Source organism: Streptomyces sp. NPDC025651 (assembly GCF_055558735.1).
In genome coordinates, this window is sequence record NZ_JBVHLZ010000008.1 from 462,038 (window position 1) to 480,330 (window position 18,293).

At 73.1% G+C, this 18,293-nt stretch carries 15 protein-coding genes; 6 read left to right on the forward strand and 9 right to left on the reverse strand.

Going from position 1 to position 18,293, the window contains the following annotated elements; genetic code table 11:
* Nucleotides 1-2: 2 nt before the first annotated feature.
* Nucleotides 3-1,778: an ankyrin repeat domain-containing protein gene (locus ACZ4D5_RS28605; RefSeq protein WP_467775286.1), complete on the reverse strand. Its 1,776-nt coding sequence runs from the start codon at nt 1,776-1,778 to the stop codon at nt 3-5.
* A gap of 55 nt (nt 1,779-1,833) precedes the next feature.
* On the opposite strand from ACZ4D5_RS28605, the gene ACZ4D5_RS28610 reads away from it, so the two are divergent.
* Both ACZ4D5_RS28610 and ACZ4D5_RS28615 read left to right on the forward strand, forming a co-directional pair.
* The gene (locus tag ACZ4D5_RS28610; protein WP_467775287.1) at nt 1,834-2,511 is read left to right on the forward strand and encodes a formylglycine-generating enzyme family protein; all 678 of its coding nucleotides are present in this window, start codon (nt 1,834-1,836) and stop codon (nt 2,509-2,511) included.
* A 287-nt stretch (nt 2,512-2,798) separates the two neighbouring features.
* On the forward strand, nt 2,799-3,836 hold the full coding sequence (locus ACZ4D5_RS28615; RefSeq protein ID WP_467775288.1) for a helix-turn-helix transcriptional regulator: 1,038 nt from the start codon (nt 2,799-2,801) through the stop codon (nt 3,834-3,836).
* Here ACZ4D5_RS28615 and ACZ4D5_RS28620 read toward each other — a convergent pair.
* On the reverse strand, nt 3,811-7,614 hold the full coding sequence (locus ACZ4D5_RS28620) for a BTAD domain-containing putative transcriptional regulator (RefSeq protein WP_467775289.1): 3,804 nt from the start codon (nt 7,612-7,614) through the stop codon (nt 3,811-3,813). The genes ACZ4D5_RS28615 and ACZ4D5_RS28620 overlap by 26 nt on opposite strands.
* A 118-nt stretch (nt 7,615-7,732) precedes the next feature.
* On the opposite strand from ACZ4D5_RS28620, the gene ACZ4D5_RS28625 reads away from it, so the two are divergent.
* Complete coding sequence (locus tag ACZ4D5_RS28625) at nt 7,733-8,104, forward strand: hypothetical protein (protein ID WP_467775290.1); 372 nt, start codon at nt 7,733-7,735, stop codon at nt 8,102-8,104.
* A gap of 12 nt (nt 8,105-8,116) precedes the next feature.
* Here ACZ4D5_RS28625 and ACZ4D5_RS28630 read toward each other — a convergent pair whose 3' ends face one another.
* On the reverse strand, nt 8,117-8,542 hold the full coding sequence (locus tag ACZ4D5_RS28630; RefSeq protein ID WP_467775291.1) for a hypothetical protein: 426 nt from the start codon (nt 8,540-8,542) through the stop codon (nt 8,117-8,119).
* Nucleotides 8,543-8,722: 180 nt separating this feature from the next.
* Here ACZ4D5_RS28630 and lipB point away from each other — a divergent pair, with 180 nt between their 5' ends.
* A complete protein-coding gene (lipB, locus tag ACZ4D5_RS28635) occupies nt 8,723-9,385 on the forward strand; it encodes a lipoyl(octanoyl) transferase LipB (protein WP_467775292.1) in 663 nt (220 codons plus the stop codon).
* A 9-nt stretch (nt 9,386-9,394) separates the two neighbouring features.
* On the opposite strand, the gene ACZ4D5_RS28640 is transcribed toward lipB, so the two are convergent.
* From ACZ4D5_RS28640 to ACZ4D5_RS28660, 5 genes are all read right to left on the reverse strand, one after another.
* On the reverse strand, nt 9,395-10,399 hold the full coding sequence (locus tag ACZ4D5_RS28640; RefSeq protein WP_467775293.1) for a YdcF family protein: 1,005 nt from the start codon (nt 10,397-10,399) through the stop codon (nt 9,395-9,397).
* An 81-nt stretch (nt 10,400-10,480) separates the two neighbouring features.
* Nucleotides 10,481-11,407, reverse strand: a complete 927-nt coding sequence (locus ACZ4D5_RS28645; RefSeq protein WP_467775294.1) for a cation diffusion facilitator family transporter — start codon at nt 11,405-11,407, stop codon at nt 10,481-10,483.
* A 94-nt stretch (nt 11,408-11,501) separates the two neighbouring features.
* Nucleotides 11,502-12,593, reverse strand: a complete 1,092-nt coding sequence (locus tag ACZ4D5_RS28650; protein ID WP_467775295.1) for a mechanosensitive ion channel family protein — start codon at nt 12,591-12,593, stop codon at nt 11,502-11,504.
* A gap of 225 nt (nt 12,594-12,818) precedes the next feature.
* Nucleotides 12,819-13,733 carry an NAD(+)/NADH kinase gene (locus ACZ4D5_RS28655; protein WP_467775296.1) on the reverse strand — a complete coding sequence of 305 codons (915 nt, stop codon included), beginning with the start codon at nt 13,731-13,733 and terminating at the stop codon, nt 12,819-12,821.
* Nucleotides 13,730-14,743: an SPFH domain-containing protein gene (locus ACZ4D5_RS28660; protein ID WP_467775297.1), complete on the reverse strand. Its 1,014-nt coding sequence runs from the start codon at nt 14,741-14,743 to the stop codon at nt 13,730-13,732. Before ACZ4D5_RS28660 ends, ACZ4D5_RS28655 begins: the two co-directional genes overlap by 4 nt.
* Nucleotides 14,744-14,925: 182 nt before the next feature.
* Here ACZ4D5_RS28660 and ACZ4D5_RS28665 point away from each other — a divergent pair, with 182 nt between their 5' ends.
* Nucleotides 14,926-16,068 (forward strand): amidinotransferase, encoded by a 1,143-nt coding sequence (locus ACZ4D5_RS28665; protein WP_467775298.1) that lies wholly within the window; start codon nt 14,926-14,928, stop codon nt 16,066-16,068.
* A 26-nt stretch (nt 16,069-16,094) separates the two neighbouring features.
* Here ACZ4D5_RS28665 and ACZ4D5_RS28670 read toward each other — a convergent pair whose 3' ends face one another.
* Nucleotides 16,095-16,907, reverse strand: a complete 813-nt coding sequence (locus tag ACZ4D5_RS28670) for an SAM-dependent methyltransferase (protein WP_467775299.1) — start codon at nt 16,905-16,907, stop codon at nt 16,095-16,097.
* Between the two features lie 232 nt (nt 16,908-17,139).
* On the opposite strand from ACZ4D5_RS28670, the gene ACZ4D5_RS28675 reads away from it, so the two are divergent.
* Complete coding sequence (locus ACZ4D5_RS28675) at nt 17,140-18,273, forward strand: ROK family transcriptional regulator (protein ID WP_467775300.1); 1,134 nt, start codon at nt 17,140-17,142, stop codon at nt 18,271-18,273.
* Nucleotides 18,274-18,293 lie beyond the last annotated feature (20 nt).

Here is an 18,293-nt window from a genome sequence, read left to right on the forward strand (position 1 = left end):
GATCAGCGGCGGAGCTCAGGGGACAGCTCGACCCAGCGCCGCGGGGCCTCGTGGTCCAGGGCCGCCGTACCGTCGCTGATGCGCAGTCCGGCCGCGCCGCAGGAGTACGCGAGGTCCCGCGCGCCGTAGGGGGCGTTCTCGTCGCGCTGCCAGAAGCGGAAGTGCCAGTGGGCGGCCGCCTCGTCCTCGTCCGGCGAGAGGCCTATCTCCTCGCTCCGCACGATCTCGCCGTCGCGGGCCAGGGTGCCGAACGTGCCGCCCTTGGGGTTGAAGTACACGCCGTACGCCGCGGTGCCCGCCGACAGCGCGCGCAGTACGCCGTCGTCGTTGGGCATGTACGCCTGCTGGGTGATGACGCAGCCTCCAGGAGAACCCGGCAGGGCGGTCACTGCCACGAAGTTGAGCTCGGCGTCGTAGTCGTCTTCGTCGTCTTCGCCGAAGTCTTCGTCGAACGGCGTTTCCTCCGGGCCGACTCGAGGGCAGTGTGCCGGGTCTCCGCCGAGCCGCCGGATCACCTCGTCCTCGTCCAGGTCGCGGACGAAGGCGATGCCGAGTCCCTCCGTGTACATGTCCTCTTCGTCGAAGGCCTGGATGAGTGCGTCGGCCGCGGCGAAGGCGGCCGCCTCCTCCGCGGGCAGCGCAACCGCGCCCGGCAGCCCCGCCACGAGCGGAGCGAGTCGCGTCGTCAGCAGCAGGCGGCCCGGCGACCAGGGGCCCTTCTGCGGTGTCCACACGTCGGCTCCGGCATCGATCAGGAGTCGGACGCTCTCCTCGTCCACGGCGCAGGCGGCGTGCCACAGCGGTGTATGACCGGCGTCGTCGGGGGCGTCGATCCGCGTGACGTGCGGGAGCAGGGCGGCCACGGCCTCGGCGCCGCCGTCTTCCGCCGCCAGGTGCAGGGGCGTCGTCCTCGACGGCTCGTGGCCGTCGGGCGGGGCGCCGCCGGACAGCCGGGCACGGATCAACTCCGCGTCGGCCCAGTCCCGGTACCCCATACCGCTCCAGTCGGCGCGCGGCACATAGCGCAGCCGGGCCTCCTCCTGCTCGCGCAGCATCGCGCGGTGGTGCCTGGACAGGGGCGGGGCGAGGAAGGACGGTGGCCCGCTCATGTGGAACACCGCCAAGGAGTCCGGCTGGGTCAGCGGGTCCGGTTCCGGCAGATCCGGCCACACCTCGAAGGAGCGCTCGGCCGCGGCGCGCAGAGCCCCGGCGTCGACCGGCGTACTGGTCTCAGGGACGTCCTCGTCCGGCCACTCCACCACGAGCCGCGTCTCGCCGAGGGGCGGCAGCTCGGGCAGGTACAGGTCGACGTCCGTCCTGAACAGCGAGGTCCGCGCATGGCTCATGCCGGTGTCGAGCGGGATCAGGCCCGTCGGCTCCTCCAGCGCCGCGAACGCCGCCCGTACGTGGGCCGGTCCGGCCACGGCCACCGGCCCGTCCCGCGATGCGTCCAGCGACGTGACCCGGCGTCCGTCGGAGAGCAGGAGCCCCACCCGCAGACCGGATCTCCTGCCCGCCTCGTCGCCGCCCCGGTGGACGGGCCGGTGCACGGAAAGGTGCAGCGTGACCGAACGCGGCCACACGGACCAGCCGCGCACCACCACCTTGGCGGCGGGACCGGCGCCGGCGACCGCGAGCTGCGACACGAACTCCGGCACGAACCAGTCGGCGGGCGGCCGCTCCTGGCCCGCGTCCGCCCCCGGCGGGCCCTGCCTGATCACCACGTCGCGCGGTTCCGCAGGTTCCTCGGGCAGCACCAAGTCGTCAAAGAATCCCATGTGCGCATCCTGGCAGGGGGGTCTGACAACTCACGTCGCTAAGATCGTCCGCATCATGCAGGGGAGCGCGGAGCTGAACACGATCACGGTCCCGGCGGGGGCGGTCACGCTCTCGGACCGGCGGACACAGCGCAGTTGGACGGTCGAACTCGCGGGATTCCGGCTCGCGGCGCACCCGGTCACGCAGGCGCTGTACGCGAAGGTCACCGGGGAGCGGCCGAGCGCGGGTGCGGGCGACGCGCTGCCCGTCGAGGGGGTCTCCTGGCGGGACGCGGTCCGGTTCTGCAACGCCCTGTCCGGCCGGGAAGGGCTGACCGCCGCCTACCGCATCCAGGACGACGGGGATGACGGCGAACGCGTCGCGTGGGACGCGCGGGCCGACGGATACCGGCTGCCGACCGAGGCGGAGTGGGAGCACGCCTGCCGCGCGGGCACGACAGGACCGCGCTACGGCCCCCTCGACGAGATCGCCTGGCACCGGGGCAACTCGGGCGAGCGCATCCGTGAAGTGGGCGGCAAGCGGCCCAATCCGTGGGGCTTCCACGACATGCTCGGGAACGTGTGGGAGTGGTGCTGGGACCTCTACGACCCCGAGGTGTACGGCAGTTACCGGGTGCTGCGCGGCGGCGGCTGGTTCGACGAGAGGTGGAGCTGCCGGGCCTCCGTGCGGCGCCGCAGCCATCCGACCTTCCGGGTGGACGACGTGGGGTTCCGCGTCGCGCGCTCCCTCTGAGCTGCGTCCGTGTGCCGCGTGAGTCACGTCCGTGCCACGTGCGCCGCGGCCGGGGCGCTGCCGGGCGGACCGCCGCAGTCGGCGGCGACGATCCGCCCGGCTCCCCCGGCGCGGGGATGTTCCCCCGTGAAGACGGTTGACCCGAACCGCCGCACCGAAGGTATGTCGCCGCACGTGGCGCCCGGTATCCCGAAATTCAGGGATGGCGACCAACGAACCGGTGCATCATGGGAGTTGGATCGTCCGGTCGTGCCAGACCCGAGGGGCGGCCACAGGGGGTGTGCGCGGTGGGCTCAGTGGAATCGGTGGGCCGCTCGGTGCCGGAAGCGGCGGCGCGGGCCGGGACCGTCGCGGAGCTCGGCGGCGAGTTCTCGCGCCACCTGAGACACCTCGTCCCGCACGACGGGTACCTCCTCTCCGGCTTCGACCCCGTCACCGGCGCGCGCTGCTTCCTCGCCTGCGAGAACAGCTACGGCGCGAGCGCACGGCACCGCATGGACAGCGAGGACGCCCTCGGCCGGACCCGGAGCCCCATCGCCGCCCTCATCGAAGGCCCCTGCCCGGTCACCGTGCTCGGCTCCGGCGCGCGGGACGAGAGCCCCGAGGCGCGCAGGCTGCACACCATCATGGCCGCCGACAGCTACGGCAGCGAGATGTGCATCGCCCTGCACCAACGCGGCGTCACCTGGGGCGTGTTGGTGCTCCTGCGCGAGCGCGGCGCCCGGCCCTTCTCGCCCGCCGAGACCGTCCGCGCCGCCGAGCTCGCGCAACCGCTCGCCCTCGCCGTCCAGCGCTATGTGACCGGCAAGCCGCTGCGCCCGGGCAACGGGCACTTCCCGCTCGGCATCGTCATCGTCGACCGGGACAACGAGGTCGCCGGAGTCACCGCCGAGGGGCGCGACGCCCTGCGCGGGCTCCTGCCCGGCGTCTACCCCACCGGCGGTCAGGAGCGGTTCGGCTTCCTGCGGCACATCACGTACACCGCACGGCGCACGGGCGCGTCCGCGCTCACCCGCGCGCCCACCTGCCAGGGGTGGTTCTCCTTGCGGGCGCAGCCGTTGGAGGGTGCGCGGGCCGACGAGGTGGTGGTCACGCTGCGCCCCGCCCCGGCCGCCGAACTGCTGCCCGCGCTCGCCCGGTGGTACGGCATCTCGCGCAGGGAGCGGGCCGTTGTCGAGCAGGCCCTCCAAGGCCTCGCCGTCAAGCAGATCGCCCGCCGCCTCGACCTGTCGCCGCACACGGTGAACGACCACTTCAAGGCGGTCTACCGCAAGACCGGCGTATCCAGCAGGGAGGAACTCATCGCCTGTCTGGCCGCCTCCTAGGTCCTTCGGCGGCTTCCTGGGCATCAAGTTCCGCGTCCTGTAAGGAGGTTGGCAGGGAGCGGTGGCGGGGGCCGAGCAGCTCCTCGTAGATCGCCTGGGCGCGCTCCGCCCCGGCGCGGGCCGCCTCCGGGCGGTGCGTGGCGCGCAGCAGGGCGGCCAGGTCGGTCAGTGTCTCGGCCTCGCCGTGCCGGTCCAGGATGCGTCGTCGGTGCGCGAGCGCGGCGCGCAGGTGCCGCTCGGCCTCCTCGTGGCGCGCCAAGTGCGTGCAGCCGTAGCCGAGGCCGTTGAGTGCCATGGCCTCGGTGTGGGGCTCGTGGATCCGCCGCGCGAGTGCGGCGGCACGCTGGTGCCACACGGTGCCTTCCTCGTGCCGCCCGCCGAAGCACAGCGCGAGACCCAGGCCGATCATCGCCCAGGCCTCGCCGTGCGGATTGCGGATCTCCCGCGTCAGGGCGAGGGACTGCCGGGATCTCTCCTCGCACACCGTCAACTCGCCCTGGTTCAGGGCGACCAGGGCGAGACCGAGCAGGGCGCTGGACTCGGAGTGCCGGTCCCCGATGCTCCGGGAGAGGCCGAGGCCCTGCCGCAGCAGCTCCCGCGCCTCGCGGTCCCGCCGCAGCCGCTGGCACAGGAACCCGAGTGAAGTGCGCGCCCACGCCTCGGTGTTGCGGTTCCCGGTGCTCCGGCTGAGGGCGAGAGACCTGCGGAGTTCGGCCTCGCCCTGTGCGTACCTGCCCATGGTCCAGTGGACGTACCCCAGGCGCTGCAGCGTCAGGGCCTCGCCCCGCGGGTCGCGGAGGTCGCGGAAGGTGGCCAGGGCGTACTGATGGTGTTCGCGGGCCTCACCCGGGCGGCCCATGTGCCAGTCGGCCAGGCCGAGTCCGTGGTGGGCGGCGGCCTGGCCCCGGCGGTCGCCGGCCTCCTCGAAGAGGGCGAGCGCGCGACGGTGCTCGCGGGCGCAGTCCGCGTAGTTGCCGAAGAACCAGTGCGCGAGCCCCAGGTTGCCGATCTCGTGGGCCTGCCGCCGCTTGTCCCCGGTCTCCCGGAGCAGCACCAGCGCGTCGCGGTGCCGCGCCTGTGACTCGCCGTGTCCCGTGGGAGCGAACCAGCGGGCGAGGCCGAGGCCCGAGGTGGCGCGCGCCTCGCCGTGCCGGTCGCCGGCCTCCCGGAACAGCGCCAGGGCCCGCTCGTGCCACCGGACGCTCTCCTCGTACCGCCCGCACGCCTCGGAGGTGCGGCCGAGGCCGTACAGCGCGTCGGCCGCGCCGCGCAGGTCGCCGACCTCCTCGAACCGCTCCAGTGCGCCGCGATGGTGCTCCTCCGCTTCCGGGTGGCGGCCGAGGGCGTCGTACACGAGACCCAGGTCGCACAGGAGGCGCGCCTGCCGGGCCCGGTCGTGGGTCGCGTGGGCCGCCGCGAGGCCGAGGCGCAGTCCGGTGAGGCAGTCCGTGCCGTACGCGTGCAGCCCCAGGAAGGAGTGGGCCGCCGCGGCCAGGCGCCAGGTGTCGGCGTGCCAGCCGCGCCGCGCGGCCTCGCGGCTGACCGCGAGGAGGTTGGCGCGCTCCTGCTCCAGCCACTCCAGAGGCCCGGGCCGAGGGTCGTGCGCGGGTTCGGGGGATGCGAGGGAAGGGCGGCGCGACGGTGCGAGGGAGGGCCCGCGCGATGGTTCGAGCGCGTGCCGGGCCGCCTCGGCCGTGGCGCAGTACCAGCGGACGAGGCGGCGCAGGGCGGCCGTGCACCGCTGCTCGCCGTCCTCGCCGTCCTCGCCGTCCTCGCAGTCCCCGCCATGCCTGCCGTCTTCGCCCTGCCCGCCGCCCTCGCCCTGCCCGCCGTCCTCGTCGCGGAGGCGCTCGTGGGCGTAGAGCCGCAGGAGGGCGTGGTGACGGTAGCGCCCACGGGTGTGCTGCTCCAGCAGGTGCTCGTCGAGCAGCGCCTCCAGGAGGTCCTCGGCCTCGCGGTGGTCCGTGTCCAGGAGCGCGGCGGCCGAGCCCGGTGTGCAGTCCTCGCCGGGGTGCAGCGCGAGGCGCCGGAAGGCCAGTTGCCGGCGGGCGGGAAGCGACCGGTAGGAGAGCGCGAAGGCGGCGTCCACCGCCCGGCTGCCGAGGGCGAGGCGCCGCAGTCTCTCCTCGCCGTCATCGAGGCGGGCGGCCAGATCGGCCATGGACCAGGCGGGGCGGCTGCGGAGCCTGCGTGCTGCCAGCGCCACCGCCAGCGGGAGGTGTCCGCAGAGTTCGGCCACGCGCAGGGACGGGGCGGGGTCGGGGCCGAGCTGTGCGCGCCCGGTGACGCGCCGCATCAGCGCGACCGCCTCGACGGGCGCGAATCCGCCGAGGCGCAGGGAGTGGGCGCCGTCAAGTCCGGTCAGGGCGCGCCGAGTCGTGACGAGCAGCAGGCACGACGATGTGCCGGGCAGGAGGAGCCGTATCTGCTCGTCGTCGGCCGCGTCGTCCAGGACCACCAGGGCCCGCTTGCCCGCGAGCCGGTCGCGGTACAGCGCCGCGCGGGCTTCCGGCTGGGCGGGTATGTGGGCGCCGGGCACCCCCAGGAGCCGTAGGAAGTACTCCAGTACGGCCGCGGGGTCGGCCGGTTCGCGGTCCGGCGCGAAGCCCTTGAGGTCGGCCCACAGCTGTACGTCGGGGAAGCGGCCCGCGGCGACGAGCCGGTGGGCGGCGTGCACGGCGAGCCGTGTCTTGCCCGCCCCGGCCATGCCTTCGACGACGGCCACGACGACGCCCCTGTCGCCGGGATCGTCGGCGGCTCCGACGTCGCCCACCAGCTCCCACAGCGCGCTCAGCTCCTGCTCACGGCCGACGAACTCGGGGATGTCCATGGGGAGTTGGTGCAGGCCCTGTACGGCTTCCGGAGTGGGTGGGGGGTCCTGCGCGGGTTCCGTGGCGGACGGCCGCTCCGGCCGCGGCTCGGCGGCCCCGGGGGACGTGGACTTGGGCGAAGCGGGCCTGGGTGAAGCGGCCCCGGGCGACGCGGGCCGGGGCGACAAGGACGGTTCGAGCGCCAGTATGCGGCCGTGCAGCTCCTGGATCTCCGGCCCCGGGTCAACGCCGAGCTCCTCGCGCAGGTGGCGGCGGGTCCGCCCGTAGACGTTCAGGGCGTCGCTCTGGCGGCCCGACCGGTACAGGGCCAGCATCAGCAGGGCCGTGACGCGCTCGCGGAGCGGGAACTCGGCGGCCAGGCGCGACAGTTCGGGCACGACGTCGCGGTGGTGCCCCAGGTCGAGCTCCGCCTGGACGCGTTCCTCCAGGGCGGCGGCCCGCAGTTCCTCAAGGCGGCCGCGTTCGGCGTCCAGGAAGGCGCTCGACACGTTGGCGAGCGCGGGGCCCTGCCACAGGCCAAGTGCCGTGCGCAGTTCGTCCGCCGCCTGTTCCGCGTCGCCGCGCAGCCGTGCCTGTCTGGCCAGGTCCGCCCCGCGTTCGAAGACGGTCAGGTCGACGGCGTCCGGCGGCACTTCGAGGACGTACCCGCTGTCGGACCAGGTGAGGATCCCCGAGGGCGAGCGGGGGCGTCGGCCGGGTTCGAGGACCCGCCGCAGCGCGGAGACGTACTTCTGGAGCTGGTTGACGGCGTAGGCGGGCGAGGGCTCTCCCCACACCGCCTGGATCAACTGCCCCCGCGTGACGGGCCGATTGGCCCGCAGCAGGAGCACGGCGGCCACGGATCGCTGCCGCGGGGCGCCGAGATCCAGGGGTTCGTCGTCGCGCAGGGCCCGCACCGGACCCAGGAGGGAGAACCGTAACGGCCCCTCGACCTTTCCGCCGCCCATACAACCGCCCAGTGCTTCTGCCAGTGATCCGTCCAACTGCCTGGATCACACTAGTGAGGAACGAGGGGAGCGGTGCTGCGCAGGGGACAGCACGCGACGAACAAAGGAAGGGAGATCCATGAGGTACGGGCGGAGGGCGCTGCGGGGATTCGCTGTCTGCGCCGTCGCGGCGGGGATGTTCGCGGCCACCTCCGGTCCCGCGTGGGCGGACCGGAACCAGGACGTGGCGGCCGCGTCGGAGGCCGCTCCGGGGGCCGTGTCCCCCGGAGCGGCGCCACGCTTCGACTGCGCGTACGTGGGAACCAAGATCGCGCACACGAAGCGGAAGGCCCCCATACGCAAGGGGATGTCGAGCCGCGCGCCGATCAGGACGATCGTCAAGAAGGGCAGGACGATTCGCTACAACTACACCTGCGTCAGTTCCCAGGGGACGTCCTGGGTCAAGACGACGTCTCCGGCCAGGGGATACCTGTTCCGGGCGCACATCTAGCGCGGTCGGCGCTCAGGGGTGGACCGTCACGTACACGACGGGCGAGACGGCTCCACCGCCGACCACGCGCAGGGCGTTGCGGCCCGTGAGGTCGAGCAGGACCCGCATGGTGTACGTCCCTCGGGACGTGGTGTTCACCGAAGCGGGCAGGTCCACCCAGCGCCCGCCCTGCAGCTGCTGCAGGGTGACGGGGGTGCCGGGCGGCAGGTGCCGGCTCGTGCCCTGGATGCGGAACTGCTGGGAGGCCCGCACACTGCTCACCGTGGCACTGGCGGTGAGGGCGGGCACGGGGGAGCGGTCGGCCGTGGCCGGGGGAGCGGTCACGGCCGACCGCGGCGCCGCCGCCGCGTGGCCCGCCACGGGGCCCAGGAGCGCGGCCGCGGCGGCGAGTGCGAAGAGGGAGGCGTACTGCGCGCGGTGCATGTTCAACGTGCCCATCCAAGGTCTCGGTGGTCCCGGTGCGGATCGTGTGACGGCTCAAGATAGGCAAGACGCCCCGAACAGTGGTGAATCGACGCGCATGGGGTGAAAGGAACGTCGGTGAGACCTACGGGAATGCTCCGCCCGGCCCGCGAGTTGGAGCCGTCGGACGAGTGAGCGATCCGAGGAGGCCGCGCGGTGGGTGCCCAGGTGCTGGAACGTGTGGATCTGGGGGAGGTGCCCTACCTCGACGCCATGGAGGCGATGAGGGGCTGGGTCGAGGAGCGCCGCGCCGGGACCGTCGGCGACCGCCTCGTCCTGCTCACGCACCCGCCCGTCATCACGTACGGCACCCGCACGCCGCCGCACGAACTGCCGCGCGCGGACTCGCCGATCCCGCTGGTCGAGGTCGACCGCGGCGGACAGGCGACGTACCACGGGCCGGGCCAGCTCGTCGGCTATCTGATTCTCGATCTGCGCGAGCGCGGGCCCGGCGACATCGTGCGCTGGGTGGAGAACGGGCTGATCGACGCGGTCGGTTCGCTCGGCTTCGAGACCGTGCGGCGCGACACCCCGTCCGGCGCGCAGAGCCTCGTGGGCGTGTGGACGCCGCGTCACGACAAGCTGGTCTCGATCGGCATGCGCATCCGCGGCGGCGTCACGAGCCACGGCTTCGCGCTCAACGTCGCATCCGACCTGGACGAGTTCACCCGCTTCACGGCCTGCGGGCTGCCCGAGGTGGCGATGACCTCCCTCGCCGAGATGGCCGCGGATCGCGGTGTCGCGGCGCCCGGCGACGAGGCGGTGCGGGACGCGGTGGCACGGGCCTTCGGCGCGCGGCGGGCCGGAGCCCCGGTCTAGCGGCGCGGCTCAGACGTTCCACCAGGCCGCCGTGCCGAGCGCCGCGAGCAGCAGACAGGCGCCGAAGTTGACCGTCTTGTGGGAGAGGAAGACCGCGGCGAACTCGCGGATGGTGGCGCTCGGCCAGAAGTACGCGGCCGTGGGGGCGCCCACCACCTGCCCGTTCACGCCCGTGCGGCGGGCCACGAGCGCCGCGCGGAAGGCGTGGTAATTGTTCGTGACGATCACGCAGCGGCCGCCGGGCCGCCGCTCGTCCATGAGCGCCCTGCTGAACGCGAGGTTCTCCTCGGTCGTACGGGAGCGGTCCTCGCGCAGGATCCGGTCCGCGGGGAAGCCGCGCTCGACGAGGTAGTCGGCCATCGCCTCGGCCTCGGGGAGCTGTTCGTCGGGTCCCTGGCCGCCCGAGGTGATCAGCAGCGGATCGCCGCCGCGCGCCCGCTGCGCCTCGTACACGGTGCGCCCCCGATCGAGGCGGTTGGCGAGGAGCGGCGGTACGCGCGTGCCGCCGATCAGCCCCGAGCCGAGGACGATCACGAAGTCCACGGTGCCGCGCACCCTCATGCGGCCGTACAGGAAGGCGTACGTGATGAAGCACAGGAAGAGGAAGCAGACGTAACAGACCACGAGGAGCGTGGTGCCGGTGATGATGATCAGCGGCCGTGAGTGGGTGCTGAACGAGGCGATGAGCAGCCCGACGACACCGAAGATCGCGAGCCCGGCGAGGAGGGAGAGGAGGTTCGTGGGGCGTCTGCCCTCCTTGCGGACCATCTTCACGCCGTTGGCCACCAGGAAGACGGCGACGGTGAGCGTGCCGAGCGCCGGCAGCAGCAGGACCAGCACCATCGCCACCTCCGCGACGCCCATCGGGGCCCTGCTCAGCTCACTGATGAGGCTGATGCCCAGAAAGGCGAGGGCGATGCCGAGGAAGACGGCGTTGCTGAAGCGGCGGCGGTCGCGCAGGACGCCCACGGCGAAGAGGACGAAGAACAGCGCGGCGCCGATATGGGCAAACATGTCCGAATGGTAAGGGTGATCGGATGAGGTCGAGGGGCAGGTGTGCCCAGGGGGTGCCCCGGCGTATGTGCCCAGGCGTGCCTAGGTGTGCAGGGCTCCGTCGTCCTCCTCATGGCCCTCGGGCTCCAGCTGGATCGTCGAGTGCGCCACGTCGAAGTGGTCGCCCACGCACCGCCGCAGCCGCCCCAGGAGCTCCCCGTACCCGCCCGCGAGGGCCTCTTCCGTGACCACCACGTGGGCGGTGAGGACCGGCATCCCCGAGGTGACTGTCCAGCCGTGCAGGTCGTGCACCGCGACGACGCCCGGCTCCTCCAGCAGGTGCCTGCGCACCTCGCCGAGGTCGACGTCCTGCGGGGTCGCCTCCATGAGGACGTGCACGGAGTCCCTGAGCAGGCCGTAGGCGCGCGGCACGATCAGCAGACCGATGACGATCGAGGCGATCGGGTCGGCGGCCTGCCACCCCGTCAGCAGGATGATCAGGCCGCCCACGATCACGGCGACCGAGCCGAGCGCGTCCCCGAGGACCTCCAGGTAGGCGCCGCGCAGATTGAGGCTCTTCTCCTTGGCGTCGCGCAGCAGCCACAGGCCCACCAGATTGGCGAGGAGTCCGCCCACCGCGACCACGAACATCAGGCCGCCCTTGACCTCCACCGGCTCGCTGAACCGGCCGATCGCCGACCACAGCACCCAGACGAAGATGCCGACGAGGAGCAGGGCGTTGAGGACCGCCGAGAAGATCTCCACCCGGTAGAAGCCGAAGGTGCGCCGCGGCGTCGGCGCCCGCTGGGCGAGGGTGATGGCGCCGAGCGCCAGCGAGACGCCGACCGCGTCGGTCAGGCTGTGCGCGGCGTCGGCGAGCAGCGCGAGGCTGCCGGACAGGAGCGCGCCGACCACCTGGATGACGGTGATCGAGCCGCTGATGCCGATGGTCCACAACAGGCGGTTGCGGTACGTGCCGCTGAGCGTGCCGCCCGCCGTCGCCGCGGACGGGCCGTGGTCGTGCCCCATGCCCGCGAGTGGAACACGTGGCTCCGGAGGCCGCCACCGAGCGGTCGGCCAGTCGGCTCAGTGCGTCCCGCGGCCGGCCCCGCACGTCCGTCGCTCAGTGCACCCGCGGCGGGTCCGAGACGTCGCGCTGGTGCGGGATGCCGAGCGGCGGGGGCAGCTCGCCCTGCTGGACGGTCACCGTGCGTGCGGGGGCCGGGACCCGGATGCCCTCGGCGCGGTAGCGCTGGTGCAGGCGCTTGATGAACTCGTGCTTGATGCGGAACTGGTCGCTGAACTCGCCGACGCCCAGGATCACCGTGAAGCTGATCCGCGAGTCGCCGAAGGTGTGGAAGCGGATGGCCGCCTCGTGGTCGGGGACGGCGCCCGTGATGTCGGTCATCACGTCGTCCACGACCTCGATCGTGACCTTCTCGACGTGCTCCAGGTCGCTGTCGTAGCTGACACCGACCTGCACCATGATCGACAGCTCCTGCTCGGGGCGGCTGTAGTTGGTCATGTTGGTGCCCGCGAGCTTGGCGTTGGGGATGATCACGAGGTTGTTGGAGAGCTGACGCACCGTGGTGTTGCGCCAGTTGATGTCGACGACGTAGCCCTCCTCGCCGCTGCTGAGCCGGATGTAGTCACCGGGCTGCACGGTCTTCGCCGCGAGGATGTGCACGCCCGCGAAGAGGTTGGCGAGGGTGTCCTGCAGCGCGAGGGCGACCGCGAGACCGCCGACGCCCAGCGCGGTGAGCAGCGGCGCGATGGAGATGCCGAGGGTCTGCAGGACGACGAGGAAGCCCATCGCGAGCACCACGACCCGCGTGATGTTCACGAAGATGGTCGCCGACCCGGCCACTCCGGAGCGGGACTGCGCCACGGCCTTGACCAGACCGGTGACGATCCGGGCCGCCGTGAGCGTCGCCGCGAGGATGAGCAGCGCGGTGAGCGTCATGGTGACGTTGCGTCCGGTGCGCGGGGTGAGCGGCAGCGCGCCCGCCGCGGCGGCGAGCCCGGCGGTGATGGCCGCGCAGGGGACGAGGGTGCGCAGCGCGTCGACGATGACGTCGTCGCCGCTCCACCGGGTCCGGCTCGCGCGCTCGCCCAGCCACCGCAGCACCATGCGGAGCAGCAGCCCCGCCGCGATGCCGGCGACCACGGCGATCCCGGCGGTGATCCAGTCGTGCAGGGTCAGCGCACGGGTCATCGGTTCGCTCCCGTCGTGAGGGAGCCGGGACGGGACGTGGGGCGGGGCGAATGCTCCCGCACGCGGCCTATGTGATGTGTCGTCACCTTGTGATACCTGCTCGATTCCGGGGAGTGCGGTCACGCCGGGACGAGGGCACGGCCCGGCGCGGACGTCATCCTGCCGCATGTGTGCACGGCGGTCGCACATACCCCCACCTGGATCTTCACAGGTTGGCCTGATCCGTCAACCGGCAAGCCGCAGCGCGGTGTCGGCGACGCCGAGGCGCACGGTCTGCCCCCAGGCGAGCTCCAGGGCGTCGCTCTCCATGCCGTCCCCGAACGCGACGAGCCGGTCGGACTCCACACTCACGCGCAGGCGTTCACCGGCCGAGAGGACGCCCTCGACCCGTGCGGTGCCGGTGGCCGGCGAGGGCCAGGCCTCCCGCACGAACCAGAGGAGGCGCGCCTCCACGGCGCCGGGCAGCGGCAGGGTGCTGCCGCGCTGCTGCCACAGTGAGCGCAGCCATCCGGTGGCGCCGGTTCCGGTGCCGACCAGGACGCCGGACGAGGCCTGGGCCTCGGCGGGCGTCTCTTCGCCGTCGGCCCCCGGTCCGTCGGCGCTCAGCGAGTAGCGCGCGGTCTGGTGTCCGGGCGGGCCCACGTAGATCTCGTTGAGGGCGAGCAGGCGCTGGGCGTCGTCCGTGACGGCCTCGACCATGGTGAGGTCCTCGACGGGCGTACGCCGGTCAGCGGCGGCCGGGAGCAACTTCGGGGCGTCGGCGGCCCGGTGGCGCACGAGCACGCCCGGATTGCGGCCGGGGTCGGCGTCGATCCCGACGACGGGCTGCCCGGTCAGGTACTTGGCGGCGTTGGCGACCAGGCCGTCCTGGCCGACGACGACCACCACGTCCTCCGGGCCGAAGAGGAAGCGGTCGAGGTCGGCGCGCTCCACCCGGCTCTGCCGCCAGGCGAGCGGCACCGCGGCGGCGGTCTCGTCGAGCGCGCGGCGCGCCCGGTGGTGCCGCTCGGCGACCTCCCGGATGCTGCGGCCGCGCGAGGAGAGGAAGAACGCGGCCTGCCCGTGGGTGCCGTGCCGGGCGAGCAACTCCTCGTACTCCGTGGTGCGGTGGACCAGGACGGCGCGCGGCGCGAGGCTCACCGCCGCCCGCCCCCGTTCGGGCCGCCCAGCTTGGCGAGCAGGCCGGTGAGGACGTCGGGGGAGAGGGTGAGGCTCTCGATGCGCGGGACGTTCTCGGCGAGGCGGGTGGCGGCAAGGGCGTGCAGCGTGGCGGCGTCCACGTCGGCGTGCACCCGCAGCCAGGACGCCTGTGCCTGGGCGCGGGCCTCGCCGACCGAGCGCGCCGACTCGGCCTCGGCGTGGGCCAGGCGTACGGTGCGGGCGGCCTCGGCCTCGGCGCGTACGGCGTCGGCGGCCGCGTTCTCCTCCGCCTCGCGCCGGGCGTTCGTGCCGTGCTGCTCCACCAACTGCTCCTCCCTGCGGGCGAGTTCGATGCGGCTGGCGAGCTCGTTCTCGGCGATGGCGCGCTCGCGCTCGACGGCCACCGCGCGCCGTTCGTACGTCGCCCGGTCCGCGTCCTGCTGGATGCGCTCACGGGCGGGGGTGCGCAGCGCGCGCTCCACCTCGGGCTCGGGGCGGATGGCGACGACGCGGACGGCGACCACCTCGATGCCGGTGGCGGGCAGGCGCGGCTCGTCGGCGAGGCCCGCGGCGATCCGCTCGCGCACGGTGGCGACGCCGTCCGCGAGCGCGGCCGCGAGGTCGGTGCGGGCGAGCACGGCGAGCGCGTGCTGCTGCGCCGACTCGGTGAGCAGCGCGGCGAGTTGCTCCAGCGGGGCGCCGCGCCAGGCGCCGGTGTCCGGGTCCACGGAGAAGTCGATGCGGGCGGCGGCGAGCGCCGGGTCGCTGATCCGGTACGTGACGGTGGCCTGTACGGAGACGTCCTGGAAGTCGGCCGTGCGGGCGTGGAAGCCGACCGCCAACTCCCGGTCGTCGACGGGCACTTCGGAGAGCGCGGCGCTGAGCGGCCGGAACCAGAAGCTGAGCCCGGGGCCGTCGTGGACGAGCTTGCCGCGCCTGTGGTGGCGGACGTGGGCGGTGGGCGCGGAGCGCAGGTGGCGCAGGCCGAGGCGGCGGGTGATGTCGGGCATGGCGGGCCTTGTCTTCGGTCGGTCTTCGCTGACGGGGCGGGCGATGCTCTTCCGAAGCCCCCTTTTCGTCGCTCCGACGATATGAGGCTCCACCTTTATGGTCAAGTGGACCGGAAATGGCGAGGTGGGCGCGTTCGTCGCCTGGATGGCATAGACATGGCGGAACCCGGTACTCGGTGACCATGACTGTGGTGGAGAACTCCGAGGTCCTGCCGGGCGACGGCGACAGCGGTGCCGCACCGGCTCTCGTCTCGCCGGTCGGCTCCCACAACGAGTGGGACCCGCTGGAGGAGGTCGTCGTCGGGCGCCTCGACGGAGCCACGATCCCCTCCGGCCATCCGGCCGTGGCCTGCAACATCCCGCCGTGGGCCGCCCGGCTGCAGGGGCTCGCCGCAGGCCGCAGATATCCGCGCGTGCTGATCGAGCCCGCGCAGCAGGAACTCGATCGGTTCGTGGAGCTGCTGCGGTCCCTCGGTGTCACCGTCAAGCGCCCGGACGCGGTCGAGCACCGGCAGCGTTTCGCCGCCCCCGACTGGTCCTCACGCGGGTTCTGCAACACCTGCCCGCGCGACAGCATGCTCGTCATCGGCGACGAGATCATCGAGACCCCGATGGCATGGCCGTGCCGGTACTTCGAGACCCACTCCTACCGCGCGCTGCTCAAGGACTACTTCCGGCGCGGCGCACGCTGGACGGCGGCACCGAAACCGCAGCTCACCGACGAACTCTTCGAGCCGGACTTCCGTCCCCCCGCGGACGGCGAGCCCATGCGCTACCTGCTCACCGAGTTCGAACCGGTCTTCGACGCGGCGGACTTCGCGCGCGCGGGCCGGGACCTGTTCGTGACGCGCAGCAACGTCACCAACCGCCTGGGTATCGAATGGCTGCGCCGTCACCTCGGCCCCGGCTACCGCATCCACGAGATCGAGAGCAGCTGCCGCACGCCCATGCACATCGACACCACGCTCGTCCCGCTCGCGCCCGGCAAGGTCCTCGTCAACCCCGAGTACGTCGACGTCGACCGGCTGCCCGAGGCGCTGAGCTCCTGGGACGTCCTGATAGCCCCCGAGCCCGACCCGATCGACGAACGGCTCCTCAAGATGACCTCGCTGTGCGGCAAGTGGCTCAGCATGAACGTCCTCATGATCGACGAGAAGCGGGTCATCGCCGAACGGCACCACACCGGCATGCTGCGCGCGCTCGAGTCCTGGGGGTTCGAGCCGATCCCGTGTGACCTGCTGCATTACGCGCCGTTCGGCGGCTCGTTCCACTGCGCGACGCTCGACGTCCGGCGCCGCGGCACGCTGGAGTCCTACACCCGCTGACCGCTGCCACCGCCCGCCGGCCGCGTCTACGGCTTGCGCGCCACCCCCGCGTACATCGGCACCGCGGAGCCGTCCCGCTCCTCGTCGACCGCGAGCTCCGGGCGCCAGTCCGGCAGCCACACGACGCCGGGGTCCAGCAGGTCGAGCCCGGTGAAGAAGGCCGCCACCTCCGAGCGCGAGCGCGGTACGAGCGTGACACCGCCCGCCCTGTACATCGCCACGGCCTCCTTCGTGCGCTCCGGGTCGTAGTCGACCGCGACCTGCGAGAGCGTCAGATGGCTGCCCGTGGGCAGGGCGGCCACGAGCCGCTCCACCAGGGCGCGGGCGCCGTCCTGTGCGCTGACGAAGTGCAGCAGCGCGTTCATCGAGAGCGCCACCGGGCGTGTGAAGTCCAGGACGGCCGCGGCGCGTTCGAGGATCTTCCCGGGCTCGCGCACGTCCGCCTGCAGGAACTCCGTTCGGCCCTCGGGGGTCCCGCTCAGGAGCGGGGCCGCGTGCGCCAGGACCGTGGGGTCGTGGTCGACGTACACGACCCGGGCGTCCGCCGCGATCGACTGGGCGATCCGGTGCAGATTGGGCTCGGTGGGGATGCCGGAGCCGATGTCCAGGAACTGGCGTATGCCCGCCTCCTTCACCAGGTGGCGGGTGGTGCGCTGCATGAACCAACGGTTGTGCCGTGCCACGTACTTGGCCTGCGGCTCCAGCGACACGATCCGCAGGCCGAGCTCCACGTCCACCGGGTAGTGGTCCTTGCCGCCCAGATACCAGTCGTAGACCCGGGCCGTGTGGGGCTTGCTCGTGTCGATGGCGGCGGACGGGTCCGGTGAGGTCGCGGGCATGCGTCAACTCCCTTGAAGCGAACGGCTGATGAGGTGTGCGGACCGAGCACCCGACGGGGCGCCGTTCGATCATCGTGGCCGGGCCGTTCCCGCGCCAGCCTTCCGACGCATGCCGTCCAGGGGCTTCCCGCGCCGTCATGGATATGCAAGTCTCCTCCCTAATTCCGGGGCCCGGGGGACGTTCCAGGCCGTCAACAGGGCTGCCGTCGTGCGGTTTCGAGGTGAAGCACTGATGCGATACCGGGCGCGTGGTCACGATCTGATCGCGCTGCGGCGGCTCAACACCACCGTCGTCCTGCGCGCGCTGCACCGCCGCAGCCCGCAGACCCTCGCCGAACTCGCCGCGGGCACAGGCCTGTCCAGGCCCACCGTCGAGGCCGCGGTCGAGGAGCTCGCCGAGCGGGGCCTCGTCGGTGAGTCCGCCGAGGAGACCGGCGAGCGCGCGCCAGGCAGGCCCGCCCGCCGCTTCCGCTTCCGCGCCGAGGCCGGGTACGTGCTCGGCGCGGACATAGGCCTGCACAAGATGGTGCTGCTCCTCGCCGACCTGGGCGGCACCGTCCTGGCCGCCCAACGCTTCGACATCGACCCGGAGTTGAGCGGAAGCGCCCGGCTCGACCTGCTGCGCCGCGGCGCGGAGACCTTCCTCGACGCCCGCGCGCCGCGCCGTGCCGCCGTCCTCGCCCGCTGCGTGGGCGTGCCCGGAGTGGTCGACGCCGGCGGGGTCATCACCTCCGTGGTGGTGCCCGAGTGGTCCGGCGTGGACCTCGAGCGGCTGCTCTCGGACGGCGAACCGGGCCACACCCTCGTCGAGAACGACGTGAACCTCGCGGTCCTCGCCGAGCGCTGGCAGGGGGCGGCGGCCCTCGCGGGCGACGTCGTGTGCGTGCTCACCGGGCACCGCGTCGCGTGCAGCCTCACCATCGGCGGCCGCCTGCACCGGGGCAGGCGCGGCGCCGCGGGCGAGCTCGGCATGCTTCCGCTGCTCGGCATGGACACCGCCCACCAGGCCCTGAGCTGGCCGGGCGCACGGCGTGCCGGGGAGTCCGAAGTGGCCGCGCTCGCCCGCGCCGCGGACACCGCCGACCCCCGGGCCCTCGCCGCCGTCGCGGACTTCGCCGACCGCATCGCGCCGGGCATCGCGGCCCTCGCCCTCGCCGTCGACCCGGAACTGATCGTGCTGACCGGCGGGGCCACCCCCGTCGGCCGGCATCTGGTGCCGCTGCTGGAGGAGCGGCTGCGCCCCATGACCCTGCACGTCCCGCGCATCGCCCTGAGCGCGCTCGGTGAGCGGGGCGTGGCCATCGGCGCCGTACGCAAGGCGCTCGACCGGGTGGAGGAGGAACTGCTCGCTGACACGGCGCCGTGACCGCACGCCCCGACGCGGTG

Coding starts and splice junctions, on each gene's coding strand:
- ACZ4D5_RS28605 (WP_467775286.1), bottom strand. CDS start 1,778: ATGGGATTCTTTGACGACTTGGTGCTGCCCGAGGAACCTGCGGAACCG.
- ACZ4D5_RS28610 (WP_467775287.1), top strand. CDS start 1,834: ATGCAGGGGAGCGCGGAGCTGAACACGATCACGGTCCCGGCGGGGGCG.
- ACZ4D5_RS28620 (WP_467775289.1), bottom strand. CDS start 7,614: ATGGGCGGCGGAAAGGTCGAGGGGCCGTTACGGTTCTCCCTCCTGGGT.
- ACZ4D5_RS28625 (WP_467775290.1), top strand. CDS start 7,733: ATGAGGTACGGGCGGAGGGCGCTGCGGGGATTCGCTGTCTGCGCCGTC.
- ACZ4D5_RS28630 (WP_467775291.1), bottom strand. CDS start 8,542: ATGGGCACGTTGAACATGCACCGCGCGCAGTACGCCTCCCTCTTCGCA.
- ACZ4D5_RS28640 (WP_467775293.1), bottom strand. CDS start 10,399: ATGTTTGCCCATATCGGCGCCGCGCTGTTCTTCGTCCTCTTCGCCGTG.
- ACZ4D5_RS28645 (WP_467775294.1), bottom strand. CDS start 11,407: ATGGGGCACGACCACGGCCCGTCCGCGGCGACGGCGGGCGGCACGCTC.
- ACZ4D5_RS28650 (WP_467775295.1), bottom strand. CDS start 12,593: ATGACCCGTGCGCTGACCCTGCACGACTGGATCACCGCCGGGATCGCC.
- ACZ4D5_RS28660 (WP_467775297.1), bottom strand. CDS start 14,743: ATGCCCGACATCACCCGCCGCCTCGGCCTGCGCCACCTGCGCTCCGCG.
- ACZ4D5_RS28665 (WP_467775298.1), top strand. CDS start 14,926: ATGACTGTGGTGGAGAACTCCGAGGTCCTGCCGGGCGACGGCGACAGC.
- ACZ4D5_RS28670 (WP_467775299.1), bottom strand. CDS start 16,907: ATGCCCGCGACCTCACCGGACCCGTCCGCCGCCATCGACACGAGCAAG.
- ACZ4D5_RS28675 (WP_467775300.1), top strand. CDS start 17,140: ATGCGATACCGGGCGCGTGGTCACGATCTGATCGCGCTGCGGCGGCTC.